General features: G+C 35.5%; 15 protein-coding genes. 13 read left to right on the plus strand and 2 right to left on the minus strand.

What is annotated here, in order from left to right; translation table 11 throughout:
• Positions 1-5 precede the first annotated feature (5 nt).
• The 9 genes from ACSVH5_RS01875 to ACSVH5_RS01915 all read left to right on the plus strand — a co-directional run bounded on the left by ACSVH5_RS01875 (position 6) and on the right by ACSVH5_RS01915 (position 5,415).
• The gene (locus tag ACSVH5_RS01875) at positions 6-674 is read left to right on the plus strand and encodes a ZIP family metal transporter (RefSeq protein ID WP_438059765.1); all 669 of its coding nucleotides are present in this window, start codon (positions 6-8) and stop codon (positions 672-674) included.
• 159 nt (positions 675-833) lie between these two features.
• Entirely contained in the window at positions 834-1,640 is an 807-nt protein-coding gene (murQ, locus tag ACSVH5_RS01880; RefSeq protein ID WP_438059766.1) for an N-acetylmuramic acid 6-phosphate etherase, read from the plus strand.
• A 48-nt stretch (positions 1,641-1,688) separates the two neighbouring features.
• Complete coding sequence (locus ACSVH5_RS01885; protein WP_438059767.1) at positions 1,689-1,910, plus strand: DUF6095 family protein; 222 nt, start codon at positions 1,689-1,691, stop codon at positions 1,908-1,910.
• Complete coding sequence (locus ACSVH5_RS01890; protein ID WP_438059768.1) at positions 1,910-2,482, plus strand: pentapeptide repeat-containing protein; 573 nt, start codon at positions 1,910-1,912, stop codon at positions 2,480-2,482. The genes ACSVH5_RS01885 and ACSVH5_RS01890 overlap by 1 nt, the downstream gene beginning before the upstream one ends.
• Before the next feature lie 2 nt (positions 2,483-2,484).
• Positions 2,485-3,066 (plus strand): DUF1572 domain-containing protein, encoded by a 582-nt coding sequence (locus tag ACSVH5_RS01895; protein ID WP_438059769.1) that lies wholly within the window; start codon positions 2,485-2,487, stop codon positions 3,064-3,066.
• A 33-nt stretch (positions 3,067-3,099) separates the two neighbouring features.
• The gene (locus tag ACSVH5_RS01900; RefSeq protein WP_438059770.1) at positions 3,100-3,468 is read left to right on the plus strand and encodes a DNA topoisomerase IV; all 369 of its coding nucleotides are present in this window, start codon (positions 3,100-3,102) and stop codon (positions 3,466-3,468) included.
• A 43-nt stretch (positions 3,469-3,511) separates the two neighbouring features.
• Positions 3,512-4,279 carry a TerC family protein gene (locus ACSVH5_RS01905; protein ID WP_438059771.1) on the plus strand — a complete coding sequence of 256 codons (768 nt, stop codon included), beginning with the start codon at positions 3,512-3,514 and terminating at the stop codon, positions 4,277-4,279.
• A 320-nt stretch (positions 4,280-4,599) separates the two neighbouring features.
• The gene (locus ACSVH5_RS01910) at positions 4,600-4,794 is read left to right on the plus strand and encodes a hypothetical protein (RefSeq protein WP_438059772.1); all 195 of its coding nucleotides are present in this window, start codon (positions 4,600-4,602) and stop codon (positions 4,792-4,794) included.
• Between the two features lie 492 nt (positions 4,795-5,286).
• A complete protein-coding gene (locus tag ACSVH5_RS01915; RefSeq protein WP_438059773.1) occupies positions 5,287-5,415 on the plus strand; it encodes a hypothetical protein in 129 nt (42 codons plus the stop codon).
• Positions 5,416-5,711: 296 nt separating this feature from the next.
• On the opposite strand, the gene ACSVH5_RS01920 is transcribed toward ACSVH5_RS01915, so the two are convergent.
• The gene (locus ACSVH5_RS01920) at positions 5,712-6,731 is read right to left on the minus strand and encodes a LacI family DNA-binding transcriptional regulator (RefSeq protein WP_438059774.1); all 1,020 of its coding nucleotides are present in this window, start codon (positions 6,729-6,731) and stop codon (positions 5,712-5,714) included.
• A gap of 425 nt (positions 6,732-7,156) precedes the next feature.
• Between ACSVH5_RS01920 and ACSVH5_RS01925 the strand changes: the two genes are divergently transcribed.
• From ACSVH5_RS01925 to ACSVH5_RS01940, 4 genes are all read left to right on the plus strand, one after another.
• Positions 7,157-10,291, plus strand: a complete 3,135-nt coding sequence (locus ACSVH5_RS01925) for a SusC/RagA family TonB-linked outer membrane protein (protein WP_438059775.1) — start codon at positions 7,157-7,159, stop codon at positions 10,289-10,291.
• A gap of 11 nt (positions 10,292-10,302) precedes the next feature.
• On the plus strand, positions 10,303-11,958 hold the full coding sequence (locus ACSVH5_RS01930) for a RagB/SusD family nutrient uptake outer membrane protein (protein WP_438059776.1): 1,656 nt from the start codon (positions 10,303-10,305) through the stop codon (positions 11,956-11,958).
• Positions 11,959-12,779: 821 nt separating this feature from the next.
• Positions 12,780-12,944, plus strand: a complete 165-nt coding sequence (locus tag ACSVH5_RS01935) for a glycoside hydrolase family 88 protein (protein WP_438059777.1) — start codon at positions 12,780-12,782, stop codon at positions 12,942-12,944.
• Between the two features lie 283 nt (positions 12,945-13,227).
• A complete protein-coding gene (locus ACSVH5_RS01940; protein WP_438059778.1) occupies positions 13,228-13,515 on the plus strand; it encodes a family 43 glycosylhydrolase in 288 nt (95 codons plus the stop codon).
• Between the two features lie 53 nt (positions 13,516-13,568).
• Here the strand turns inward: ACSVH5_RS01940 and ACSVH5_RS01945 are convergent, their stop codons facing one another.
• Positions 13,569-15,242, minus strand: a complete 1,674-nt coding sequence (locus tag ACSVH5_RS01945) for a formate--tetrahydrofolate ligase (RefSeq protein ID WP_438059779.1) — start codon at positions 15,240-15,242, stop codon at positions 13,569-13,571.
• Positions 15,243-15,341 lie beyond the last annotated feature (99 nt).

Genomic DNA, 15,341 nt, shown 5'->3' on the forward strand with positions numbered 1-15,341 from the left:
AAAAGATGAACTACCTCTTACCGTTACTTGCAGTAATCATTGGTTATATCTTGGCATTAGTTTTCAAGCCCAAAAAAAAATCCAATTTAAAACTTTTATTGGCTTTCAGTGGTTCGTTTTTACTATCCATTACCGTAATCCATCTTTTACCTGAAGTATATGCTTCTCATAATGACACCATCGGAATTTATATCATGTTAGGCATTTTATTCCAGATCGTGTTAGAATTTTTCTCTAAAGGCGCAGAACACGGACATGTACATGGACATGACAAAATGAGCCAAATGCCTTGGTTGCTATTCATCAGTCTTTGTATTCACGCTTTTTTAGAGGGTTTTCCAGTGGGACATCATCATGACTTGGCTATCGGAATCGCCATTCATCACTTGCCCATTGCTATCATTTTGACTACTTTTTTCGTTCAAGCACAACTCAATCGTACCGCCATTTTTGCATTCATGATTACCTTTTCCATGATGACACCACTCGGTACATTTGCGTCAAACTATATTCCTGAATTACACTATTACACCACTGAAATCACTGCCATTGTCATTGGAATTCTGTTTCACATCTCCTCGACCATTATTTTTGAGAGCAGTGAAGGACACAAATTCAATGTGGCCAAAATATCCATGATTATTCTAGGAATCGCCCTAGCTTTTTTCATTTAAAAAATAATTTGGGCGTGCTTTAAGCGCTACTTCGGTAGCTAGCTGCAAATAAATTCACTGAACACCTACGTAAATAATTGTGTGTGAAGTAATCCCTCACACAAAAAAAAATGGTATCCAATAAATTCCTATTTTTACAAGAAAAAGTTTTATTTCATTATGACCTTCACTAAAACCACCGAACAATCCTCAAAATACGAACATTTAGAAAAAATGTCGGTTCAGGAATTGCTACACAATATCAATCAAGAAGACCAAACAGTTCCTTTAGCAGTTGCAAAAGCCTTACCTCAAATCGAAACTTTGGTAAACGAAATTGTAGCCAAAATGAAACTAGGAGGACGCCTTTTTTATATTGGAGCTGGAACTTCTGGACGATTAGGTGTGGTCGACGCATCGGAATGTCCACCTACTTTTGGAGTTCCTTTTGATTTAGTTGTGGGCATTATTGCTGGTGGAGACAAAGCCATCCGAAGAGCCGTAGAAAATGCAGAAGATGACGCGGAACAAGCCTGGAAAGATTTACAAGAATTCAACATCAATGAAAACGATGTGGTAATAGGAATTGCCGCTTCTGGAACAACTCCTTATGTAATTGGTGGTTTAAAAGCCTGCAACGAGAAAAAAATCTGCACAGGAAGTATTTCTTGCAATGCAGGCAGCCCTTTGTCACTAACCTCAAAATTCCCAATCGAAGTCATTGTAGGCCCAGAATTTGTTACAGGAAGTTCGAGAATGAAAGCAGGTACCGCTCAAAAATTAGTTCTCAATATGATTTCGACGGCTACTATGATTCAGCTAGGCAAAGTAAAAGGCAATAAAATGGTCGATATGCAATTGAGCAATGCCAAATTGGTAGACCGTGGCGTAAAAATGATTATGGGAGAAATTCCAGTGTCTTACGAAAAAGCATCCGAATTATTAGCCAAATATGGAAGCGTTCGAAAAGCAGTAGATAACTTCTAACTTTTCATCTTTCACTTCTAACCTCTAACTTCTAACCTCTAACTTTAAATGGCAACCAATAAAGACTTTTTAGCGAAAGGAATTAAATACTTATCAGGAGCTTTGCCCCTACTTTTCCTTGGCCCGTCTATCATTTATAATGCCTTTATGAACCAACATACGAATTGGCATTATTTAGTGCTCGGTATAGGAATCATTGCTTGTTTGGCATCGATGTACTTAATCTTTACAGGCCTTAGATGGATTATGAAAGCTTTATTCAACGACTAATGGAAAACCTAATTAACGTTCAGAAAACCTTCGAAAAAATCATCGCTGTTGATCAAAAAATAAACCATCGCGAATTTGAAGATTGCGTGTTTAATAACTGTGATTTCTCCAATAGCGATTTATGCAACAACACCTTTATGGATTGCGAGTTTATAGACTGCAATTTATCCATGGTGCAACTTGCAGCCAGTAGCTTAAAAACCGTTCGTTTCAAAAACTGTAAACTCTTGGGCATTCAATTTCAAGGATGTGACGATTTTTTATTCGATGTGGGGTTTCAAGATAGCGTGTTGGATTATGCTTCTTTTGCCAATAAAAAAATGCCCAAAACCCAATTTTCAGGATGTTCATTGAAAGAAGTAACTTTTATTGGGACACAACTAAACCATAGTATGTTTGACAATTGCAATTTGGATCGAGCGATTTTTAATGATACCCAATTGGCAGGAGCCGATTTTAGAACCGCATACAATTACAGCATCGACCCCGAATTCAATCCGATGAAAAAAGCCAAATTTACCACACAAGGAATCGTAGGCCTTTTGGATAAATACGATATTAAAATAGAGTAGTTATGGAGCAAAATGCAATTTATCTTGAAAGTGTAAAAAAGCAATTTTTGTATTATAAATTGTTGGGAGAAAAAGCTATTAATCAATTAACTGAAGAACAATTGTTTCTAGCTTTAAACGACGACACCAATAGTATCGCCTTGATTGTAAAACATTTGTCGGGAAATATGCTTTCGCGTTGGACTGATTTTTTAACTACCGATGGTGAAAAGGATTTCAGAAATAGAGATGCCGAATTTGAAAATAATTGGAATACTAAAGACGAAGTAATGGCGCATTGGGATAAAGGCTGGAATTGTTTTTTAAATTCTCTTGAAAGTCTTCAACCAGAGCAATTGAATACCATCATTTACATTCGAAATGAAGGTCATACTGTTATGGAAGCCATAAACAGACAATTAGCTCATTATCCTTATCACATTGGACAAATTGTCTTCTCAGCCAAACAATTGAAAAATGGAGACTGGGAAAGTTTATCCATCCCCAAAAACAAATCTCAAAGTTACAATTCAGCAAAATTTGCTCAAGAAAAGAAAAGACAACACTTCACCGATGAAGAAACAAATCGATTGAAAAACCAATAAAACTTTAAAAACCAACTGTAAGCACATCACTATATGAAAAAAATAATAAGCGTATTGGCTATTTTAAGCATGATTTCCTGTTATAATGTCGAACGAAAATGCTCCGATTTTAAAACCGGAAAATTCAAATTTGAATACGAAGTCAATGGTGTCAAAAAAACAACTGTTTTTGAACGCAAGGACAGCATTGAAATTGAGACTTTTGAAGGCAAAACCGATACCGCTACCATTCGTTGGGTCAACGATTGCGAATATATTTTACAAAAAAAACACCCAAAAAATATGGCTGAAGAGAAAGCCATTCAAATGAAAATTCTGACCACAACAGCCAATTCGTATACCTTCGAATTCGGAATGGTGGGATCAGATGCCAAACAAACTGGAACCGTTACTAAACTTTAGATAATACTAAAAATCTCAAACAACAACACTTAATTTACCAAAAATGGAAGTATTTCTGAATCCTGATGCATGGATTGCCTTATTAACGTTGACTTTTCTAGAAATTGTATTAGGAATAGACAACATCATTTTTATTTCGATAGCTACAGGAAAATTACCTGAAGAAAAACGCAAACTAGCTACCAAAATCGGTATGTTTTTGGCAATGTTCATGCGAATTGCTTTGCTGTTCGGAATCAATTTATTGATTCAGATGAAAAAACCTTGGCTTACCATTGACTGGGGATGGTTACAAGCGGGCATTACTGGGCAAAGTATTATTTTACTTTTGGGAGGATTGTTCTTGATTTACAAAAGCACCAATGAAATTCGTGAAAAAGTAGACGAAAAAGGGCATGAAGAAAAAGAACTCGGCAAAGCAGCTACCAAATCTTTTCAAAGTGTCATTTTTCAAATCATTATGATCGACTTGGTTTTTTCTTTCGACAGTATACTTACTGCGGTTGGGATGACCAATGGCGTACCTGGTGCGATTTACATCATGATTACTGCTGTAATTGTTTCGGTTTTCATCATGATGCAATTTGCTGTTCCGGTAGGTAATTTTGTAAACAAACATCCTTCTATTCAAATCTTAGGTTTATCCTTTTTGATTTTGATTGGCTTTATGTTATTGACAGAAAGTGCACATTTATCCAATGCATTAATCTTCGGAAGTCACGTAACGCCAGTACCTAAAGGCTATTTATATTTTGCGATTTCATTTTCTCTGTTCGTCGAAATATTGAATATGAAAACCAAAAAGAAGTAAGAAAGAAAGACCTCCAAAACGGAAGGTTAAAGTTATTACTTAGAAACAAAAATAAAAGTAGAAGAGAATCTATATTGTCTCTTCTACTTTTTTAATGCAACCTCCATTTATTGACTTTACTAAGAAGTATGCATTGAAATTTCAAAGTCACTTACAAAAATGCATAATATAACTTTAATAAAAGCATTTAACTACACATTACTTAAAATAAACCAAAAGTTTATTGCATCAAAAAAAAGAGGTTAAAAATTGTAATTATAGAAATATAAATTATTTTATGTAATCGATTGTATTATTATGATTCAATATGCAATAAAAATATGAGCAATACAAAACTAGGAAACTACCGTTGGAAAATTTGCAGTTTAAAATTTTTCGCCACAACTATCTATTATATAGAACGACAAATACTTTCATTGACATGGAATGATTTTATTGCAGCTGAATTTAATTGGACCAATAACGATTACGACAACATCACTTCTTTATTCTTTATATTTTATGCAACTTCCTAACATTTTGTCGGAAGATTTGTGGATTGGCTAGATAACAAATGTAAATCATCAGCAAAAAGTGTACTGATTTAGTCTAAAACTATGGGAGTGTTTTCAAAATCCTTAAATTTGAAATAGCACGAAAACACTTAATAAAAAAGCAGCCAAAAATTTCATCAAAGACGTTCGTAGAAATACTCGAAGAATCTTTAGTTACGAACAGATAATCCAAATCATTGTAGAAGCCCTTAGAGCTGAGATGTCTGTTGCAGAATTATACAGAAAGTATTCCTTCAATGAATCTCAGTTTATAAATAGAATAAAGAGTTCTTAGAAGCCGGAAAAAAACGTTTATCCGGCGAAACTACAAGAGAAGCTACCAGTGATGAAGTAGCAGAACTCAAGGAAGAAAATCAGCGTTTAAAAGTAATGATTGCCGATCTGTTGTTGCGTTACGATATTGCAAAAAAAAAGCTTAGACATGCTAAACTAACTGAAAAATAAAAGAAATACATGCGACATACAGTATCCGAAAAACAAGAAATCATTCACATGGTTACGCGTTCAGAAATTGGCGTAAACCGGACACTTCGGGAGAATGGCTTCAACAAAAGTACTTTTTACAATTGGTATCACGCCTAAAGTGAAAACGGTGTTGAAGGATTACATCCAACCAAAAGAGCATCAAACAGGCAATTGATAGCAGGTCTTTATTTCAAAAGGATTAGTGATACTTTTTACCACATTTCTTTTAGAATTTATTATTTGTTTCAAAAAAAAGCTGTTGGAGTTAATTTTCAACAGCTTTTTTGATGGTATGAAATTGTAGGTTAATTATTTAACTGATTTAAAATTTTCGTTCCTTGCTTAAACCCTTGCGAACTTTGCGGTTAGATTTCACATATAATAAATAACCTATTGTGGTGGTTAGGGGACTTTTAAATAGTTGACGATTTTCTGATTTTTAATTCGGGTTTGAGGACGACTTTCTTTTCTATTTTAATGTTATCGCGATTGTTGATTTGTTCCAAAAATACTTTGGCAGCCATTCGTCCCATCACAAGTGGAGATTGATCAACAGAAGAAATAGACAACTCTAAAAATCGAGTAAAAGGTTCGTTACCAAAACCAAAAACGCAGAAATCTTCAGGGATTTTGATGCCTTTTTCTTTTAATTCTTGGATGGCACCCAAGGCTGCAAAATCACTCGAAGAAAAAATAGCATTCGGGGGATTAGGCAGGCTCAATAGTTTTGTTACTGCGTTTCGCCCTGCATCAACATTACTTTTGGTATGAATGACATAATCGGTATTCATTTCTAAACCAAAATCTTTGAGGGCTTGTTCGTATCCTTTGAATCTGTTTTCATAAATCTCTAAAGAACGATCACCTGAAAAATGCGCGATTTGGGTGCAACCCGCGTCAATCAAATTTTTAGTAGCCAAATAGCCGCCTTCAAAGTCATCGATAGTCACCGAGCTCACACCGTCCATTTTTTTCTTTCTATCGAAAAAGATGAGCGGTACATTCTTATCTACTACATGTTTTATAACAGGATCATTTTCTTTGGACATATTAGAAATAGACATTAAAATACCATCAACCTGAGCATTCATTAAGGTTGTAATGTTTTCTATTTCTCTTTTTTCGTCTTCGTGCGTTTGACAAATAATGACATGATAGCCTTCCGGGTGTAGCTCTTCTTCTATACCCCGAATAACCGTAGCAAAAAAGTTCGAATCAATACGAGGAACAATTACCCCTACATTATTGCTTTTGCCACTACGAAGCGACTGTGCTAATCTATTTTGCTTATAATTCATTTTGGTAGCGGTTTCCATAACTAAATCTCGGGTTGCCTCGCTAATTTTTGGATTATTGTTCAAAGCCCTAGAAACCGTTGCAGCGGTGATGTCGAGCTTTTTGGCAATATCATAAATTGTTGTTTTTTGGTCCATATATTAGATGAATTGTGAAATAATTCTTCGGTAAATCTACTAAAAAAATAACCATTCAGCTCTTCTATTGTCATCGATTGCATAACTCGATGTTGTTTTCCCTTTTTATTGTCTATCTTTTAATTTTTGAGTATTAAAAAAGCAAGGTAAACAAGAATTTACTAAGAATATGATAAAAATTAAACTCTTTTTTTTTACTACCTGTTTTTTTAAGGCATTTTTTTTGTTATTATAAAAAAAATATTAGATTTGCGTAATCGATTACACTAATAAAGTCTTTTTTTTGTATCCACCCCGGTTATAAGTTTTCCAAAATCCAAAGAGTTGGTTTTTTTTCAAAATCAACTCAATCGATTTCGGAAAAGGAAAAGAAATTGTCTTAATGTAGGAGAAACCAAAAAACTAACTCATAACATTTTTAAACTATGAAATTGAACCACTTTTCAAGTAAAAAACTACATCCGCTTTGGTTGTTTTCATTTTTACTCTATTTACTCTTTGCAAATGAATCATATGCGCAAAGTTTGACTACTATCACGGGTAAAATTACCGACAATTCAGGCCTTCCAATCTCTGGTGCAAACATCATTCAAAAAGGCACAAACAACACTAGTTCAACTGATTTTGATGGCAAATTTGTCATAAAAGTAAGTAGCCTTAACGCAACACTTACCGTAAGTTATGTGGGACATCAATCAAGGACGGTAAAAGTTACTGGTGAAGTGATGAATATCTCATTGCAACCTGAAGAACAAACTTTAAAAGAAGTTGTAGTAGTTGGTTACGGCACCGCCAAAAAAACAGATTTGACAGGTTCTATCAACACCCTTACTTCTGCCAAAATTACCGAACGAAATGTTACCAATCCACTAGAAGCCATTCAAGGAGGAATTGCAGGGGTTCAAGTTACCTCTAACTCAGGACGACTTGGTGATGGATTCAATGTTATCATTAGGGGAGCTAACTCTATCAATAAAGATGGTTCGAAACCTCTTTTTATCATTGATGGTGTACCCGCAGATGGAATCGATTTCTTAAACCCTCAAGACATTGCTAGAATGGATGTTTTAAAAGATGCTTCATCAGCAGCTATTTACGGTTCTAGGGGTGCTAGTGGGGTAATTATCGTAACGACAAAAGGTGGAGCCAACGCAAAGTCTGGATTTAATGTCTCTTACGAAACATCTTATGGTAACAAACAAGTAGCGCGTTTACCCAAATTTATGAGTGGCGAAAAATGGTGGTACTATCACCAATCTGCTTTCTTGCCTACATCGCTTTCTGCAACGGTAAAAACATATGCTGACATTACTCCTGCTCTATTAAATACAAATGTAGGAGCAAGCGGTACAAACAACGTGCTTTTCCAAAGAGTAGCTAACAACCAAACTTTCGACTGGACTGATGCTGTATTGAGAGGAGCCATGATGCAAAATAATTACTTGTCGGTTTCTGGCAGAGGAGATAATGGTTTGGCTTATAATTTAGCTTTTGGACAACAAAAAGAGACTGGTAATATTGAAAATGAAAGCATCGATAAGTACACTTTCAAAGCGGGACTTAATCATAAAATAAATGATAAATTCTCATTGGGTGTCAATTTGACTATAGCCAAAACAGACGAGCAATTAGGAAGTCCAACAGCGATGCAAGAAGCCTTTAGACAAAATCCTTTTACATCGCCTTGGGCAATTGATGCGGATGGCAATGAAATCATTGGTACTTATGCCTTACAACCAGGAACGTTGAGATACCCAAATAACACTTTAGCAATTAATAAAACAGGTTCTATCAACCCTCTTTTAGAAATTGCCAACTCTAGCGACGAAAGAAAAAGCTGGACAACCATAGGAAATTTATTTGCAGAATATAAGGCCAATAGCTGGTTATCGTTCAAATCTACTTTCTCTTCTGGAAAAGTAGAATCAAAACGAGGCAAAGCATTTGGTGCACGAACTAACATTGGTATCGCTAATAAAAATTTACCTTCTGGTGAAATTGAAAACTTAGATAATTTCAATTATACTTGGGACAATCAATTCAACATCAATTATACGCTAAAAGAAGATCACGTATTTAGCTTTTTGGGACTTCATAGTTTGTACTCAAATATAACAGAGACTTCTTTCTTATCTTCTAGAGAAAATCCTTTTGATACAGGATATGACAATTTGGGCTCAGGACCTCAGTCAACTTATAATGTAGCATCAAACTACTTCAAAAACACTTTAAACTCGTATGCTGCACGATTGAACTACACCTTCAAAGGACGTTATTTATTGACTGCAACTACAAGATACGACGGCTCTTCTGTTTTAGCAAAAGGCAACAAATGGGCTTCGTTTCCTTCTATTGCAGTGGGATGGAAAATCAACGAAGAAGGTTTCATGAAAAACTTAACTTTTATAAGTAATTTCAAACTAAGAGCGAGTATTGGATATACAGGAAACGATAACGTAACTCCATACTCTAGTTTAAGTGTTTTGAAAACCCCAACTTATTATGACTTCAACAATACTTTAGCCAATGGATACATTCCTGCCAGTTTAGGCAACAGCGAACTAACATGGGAAAGAACCAAAGAGGTAAACATCGGACTTGATTTTGGATTTGCTCAAAACAGAATCTCAGGAAGTGTAGATGTATATGATAGATTATCTAAAGATTTATTGTTCCAACAAGCGCTTCCATTAGAAATTGGAATACCAACAATCACATCAAACGTAGGTTCTGTAAGCAACAAAGGAATAGAAGTTGCTTTGACTACCAAAAACATACAAACAGAAGATGTTATTTGGGAAACCAGCTTTACTTTCACTAAAAACGTGAATGAATTAGTTTCTATTTACAATCAAAAAGAAGTAAGCGATGTGGGAAATAATTTATTCATCGGAGAAAATATTCACTCCTACTACAACTTTGTTTTTGATGGAGTTTGGCAAGAAAGCGATAGAACTTTGGCTGCTACTTACGGACAATTGCCAGGAGAAGCTCGTGTAAAAGACCTAAACAATGATGGCAAAATCGACGGAAATAACGACCGTGCCATCATCGGTAATTATGATCCAAAATGGACTGGAAGTTTTTCTACTTCTTTGAAAGTAAAACAATTTGACTTCTCATTATCATTAATCACCAACCAAGGAATGACGGTATTTAGTGATTTCCACAACAACTTTGCTGATGTAAACGACAGAGGCCGTCAAAAATTAGATTTGAAAGACTGGTATGTTCCTGCCAATGGTGCGGGTGTGCCTGAACAATTTTCAAACACTAACCCATTGCCTCGTGCTGCTGGTGTATATTATACTAATAACGATGTTGCTTTTTACAAAGACGCTTCTTTCGTAAAAATTCAAAATATCGCTTTTGGATACAGCTTCAATCAAGATTTATTAAACAAACTAAAAATCAAAAACTTAAGATTGTATGTCAATGTATTGAATCCTTTTGTGTTTACAAAGTATGAAGGATATGATCCAGAATGGGCAACAGCCTCTCTTGGAGTAAATCGTGTAGCATCAACCACCATTCAAATGGGTGTAAGTTTAAAATTTTAAAGTAAAACAAAATGAAAAAAGTAATAGTAATTTTAGGAATACTGGCCCTCTCGCTTAACGCTTGTTCCTCATTTATAGAAGAAGATAATCGCTCTTTCGCTGCTGCCGAAGAATATTTCTTAACAACAGCTGGATTTGAATCCCTAGTGAATACAAATTATTCGATGCTAAAAGACATTTACGGTGGAGATCCGTGGTTGTTTGAGGCTGGAACCGATATGTACTCTGAAGGAAGGAATATGGAACCCGACGGCTTGAGCAAATACCTCAACCTTAACCCAACCTCACAAGGAGTTGACCAACTGTACAGAACATGTTATGCTGCAATTCAACAAGCCAACAAAGGTTTGTATTATGCCAACATAACTGCACAAAGTCCTAACTTGAATACTCGAATAGGAGAATTAAAATTCTTAAGAGCCAATGCCTATTTCTTATTGGTACAAACCTACGGAGGCGTGCCAATTGTTTTAGACAATATCAACACCGCTATTTTAGCCTTTGACAGAAATACCGCAGAAGAAGTATACACCCAAATTTTGAAAGACTTAAATGAGGCTTTGCCAGCAGTGAGCACTGGAGCATATACAGGAAGAGTAAACAGACGTGCCGTTCAAAACTTACTTGCAAAAGTATATTTAACAAGAGGTTACGAAACTTTTGGTACCGCTGCTGATTTTACTACTGCAGCCTCATTAGCAGACCAAGTTATCAATGGTCAACAATTGAACGTTTCTTTTGATAATGTGGTAAAACCTGGCAACGAGATGAACGCCGAAACCATATTCTCAGTACAATTTTCTGCTGCTACCAATGCAACAGGAGTTACTACGCTAGGAAACGCGCAATGCTACTATTTTGGTCCCTATCTTGGTCCAGCTGCAACAGGTAATCCCTACCCTAACAGAAGTTATACCCTATTGCCAACTGTTTATGCGCTTTCATTATATGAAAAAGGAGACAAAAGATGGGAAGGTACTTTTATGACCGAAATTTATTCAAGATACTATGCCTTTTATGAAGTGGCGGATAAATCGGCTTTAAAAATTACAGACTTCTATGAGCCAAGTTGGTTTACAACTGCTGATAGAGCTGCTTGGAAAGCCGCAAACGCCTCAAGATATCAAAATGCAGCGACATTTAGATACCATAACTGGGGAACTTATTCTTCGTCATCTAACGTAAGTGCTGATTACGCAACTATTCCGGTCCGCAAGTTCGATGATCCAACAGCACCTTACGGAACAGCTACCAACAACAGAGTAAGCACTCGTGACTTTATCATTTCTCGTTTGGGAGAAACGTATTTAGTTGCTGCTGAAGCTTACTTAAAATCTGGTAACGCACCAACAGCATTGGCAAGATTAAACGAAGTAAGACGTAGAGCTGGTGGTGGAACAGCAGGTGTAATTCCGGTATTGACTTCAATCGATATCAATACTATTCTAGACGAGAGAGCCAGAGAATTACTAGGGGAATACCACAGATGGTTTGATTTAAAACGTACAGGTACTTTGGTGACCAGAACCGTTTTACACAATCCAAAAATTACCAATGCAAGTGTTTTTAATGGACTAAATGGCAATCTTAAAATCCTAAGACCAATTCCACAAACGGTACTGGATTTAAACAGAAGTACAAATTATCCACAAAACCCTGCGTATTAATAGTAATATTAATCCGTTAAGTAAAAAACAAATTAATCACATTGAATGATAGTTGAAGGTAAATCAACATAGGAAAAACAGAAATAATACTATTTCTCACATTAGGTAGCTATTTGAATAGTAAAACGTCTATTTATTTCTCTAAAAAACTATGAATTCTATGCATCTATATGGTAAAAAACAATTTCACCCAACGAATAATAATTAGTTTTTTATTGGTTTAATCTTTTAGTTTTAGTTATTAGGAGTTTGGCACAATTTTGCCAAACTCCTTTTTTAAGTGAAAAGCCAAGATCAATTTAAAAGAATCCACTTGAAATTAGCAAAAATTAAACCCAATAACTTTTCGTGATAGCCAATGGAAACGATTTCACGCTGAAAGAGAAGATATAATTCGTATTTTAAACCAAAAGGATTTACATTGAGATAAAAACGTTCGAAAAATCACAACATTCTTTCTGGTTTTTTAATCCGTGGTTCGAAAAAACCATAACTTTTACAACCCAATTTCTAGATAATATACTAAACAAGAATAAATGAAAACACTACAACGAATAGCTTGTTTAGTCTTAATAGGAGGCTACCAAGCCAATGCCTAAACTTCGAATATAAAAACCAAAACCTAGGCTGAAATTTATCTAAAAGAAGGCGGAAAATGGGAAGGGCGCAAATACATCGATGGTACGTTCAAAAATGTTCTAAAGTTAAAACTAGCTCCAGAACATACCGATCATTCCTTAAATATTCGCTAAGAAGGCTCAGGCAGGGAAAGCAACAAAATTGGCTACCGCATTAACTCCCTTTCGAGATGGTTCTGGACTTTGGTACCAAGTAACCGACAAAGGAGAGTTGGTGGAAATTATTTTGAGACCTCAGGAACGGCTATTTTTGCTAATGCTTTTGCCAAAGGAGCAAACAAAAGATACATACCCAAAAAATATAAAAAAAAGCGCAGAAAGCCTTTGATGGTAAGACCCTACAATTGATTAAAATTGTTGCGAATGGAGAAGTGATTATCACTCAAGCTTATGCTGTGGCAGGACTTGGCTGAAATCCTTATGCGATGGCTCGTTTGAGTACTATGTCAACGAAAAGAAAAAAGACAACTTCCCAAAACAACCGGTCCCTATATTCTTACAGCATTAGAATTAAACTGATAAACAAGGAGTCTCAAAATCAGTTTTTATTGCTCATTTTCAGCGTTTGTTCTATAAGCACAGCGCAAGAAAGCATAAGGAGCATGGACACCTTATATTCTGTTGCACAAAAATGGGTTATTATATTTACTATCCAGATTCCGATTATGGTATTTTTATTGTCAAAACCAAAGATCCAAAACAGGATTGGTCTTCTCCAATCTTAGTCAAGGAAGTTAAAGGATTAATTGATACCTGTCTGCTTAGGGATGAAGTTGGAAAAGTATACCTTACCTATGCTTTTGTAGGTAGTCGTGCAGGTATCAAATGTATTTTGGAATGTTGCCATCTCGTTTTCACTATTCGTCGAAATATTGAATATGAAAACCAAAAAGAAGTAAAAAAAAGCTGTCGTAATTGACAGCTTTTTTTCATGTAACCAACTTATTTCTATAGTTTTTTATATGCCAATTACTATGATAATCCTGTTATTTTACCTTCATTATCCACATCAATACGAGTGGCATTGGGCACAGAGGGTAATCCTGGCATGCGCATAACTTCTCCTAATAAAGGAATGACAAAACCAGCCCCACTCGCAATTTCAAATTCGCGAACAGTGATCGTAAAATCAGTAGGTCTTCCAATTAATTTTTCATTATCCGAAAAACTAGCAGGTGTTTTGGCCATACAAACTGAAAAATGACTAAAACCAATTTCATTAATCATTTTTAATTGCGTAGTAGCTTTTGAAGAGAATGCAACAGCAGAAGCACCATATATTTCTTTAGCAATCTTTATAATTTTATATTCAATTGCATCTTCAGCTTGATACAGTGGTTGATAATGGGCAGTTTCAGATTCAATTTCAGTAATCACAGCCTGAGCGATAGAAGTAGCGCCTTTCCCTCCTTCAGCAAAGGAATTACAAACCACTGCCTTTACACCTTTTTGAGCACAAAGTCCTATTAATGTATCATATTCTGCAACTGTATCTGTTGGAAAAGCATTGATACATACCACAGGGTTAATGCCAAATTTTTGGATGTTTTCAATATGCTTTTCTAAATTACAAAATCCAGTTGCTATTGCTGAAATATTTTCATATTGAAATTCATTTGCAGCCAAACCTGCATGATGCTTAATTGCTTTAATAGTGGCAACTATTACTACTGCATCAGGTTTTAATCCTGATTGTTCACATTTGATATGAAAGAATTTCTCGGCACCTAAATCGGCACCAAAACCAGCTTCGGTCACTACATAATCCCCTAAAGACAATCCCATTTTAGTAGCAATGACCGAATTGGTGCCTTGCGCTATGCTGGCAAATGGCCCGCCATGAAGAATGGCAGCATTACCTTCTATAGTTTGTACTAAATTGGGTTTAATAGCGTCTTTTAACAAAGCTGCCATGGCCCCTACAACATTCAATTCTCTGGCGAAAACAGGTTGCCCCTCCATGGTTTTTCCAATAAATATTGATCCTAATCTGTGCTTCAAGTCCTCAATATCTTTCGACAAACATAAAATAGCCATAATCTCTGAAGCTGGAGTAATGTTAAATCCATCTTCGCGCATGACACCATTTCCTTTACCACCTATCCCCACTATTATTTGACGTAAGGAACGATCATTCATATCCATAACCCTTTTCCAAGCAATAGATTTTGGATCTAAATTCAAAGTATTCTCTTTACTTTGCAATTCATTATCGATTATAGCGGAAAGCAAATTATTAGCCTTTTCGATGGCTGAAAAATCACCTGTAAAATGAAGATTGATATCCTCCATTGGTAAAACTTGTGAATAGCCTCCACCAGCAGCTCCCCCTTTTAGACCAAAAACAGGCCCTAAAGAAGGTTCACGCAAAACGGCAATTGCTTTTTTACCAATACTATTTAATCCATCTGTCAATCCTATAGTCATGGTTGTTTTACCTTCGCCATACTTAGTTGGAGACATGGCAGAAACCAAAATCAATTTCCCTTTGGGTTCCTGTTGTTGTAAATATAAGGGCAATTTGGCTTTATATTTTCCATACAATTCCAAATCTTCTTCATCAATATGTAATTTTAAAGCAATGTCTTTTATTGAAGAAATCTTACTTTTTTGAGCAATTTCTATGTCGGAAGGAAATAATTTCATACGAATTGAATTTGTTTTTGTTTTTTATGTAAAAATAAACCAAATCCAAAACATAAAACACGATAAAAATCAGGTTTTAAAAAAAACCGTTTCCTATTG

It is taken from the genome of Flavobacterium sp. RSSA_27 (genome assembly GCF_051547125.1).
Taxonomy (GTDB): domain Bacteria; phylum Bacteroidota; class Bacteroidia; order Flavobacteriales; family Flavobacteriaceae; genus Flavobacterium.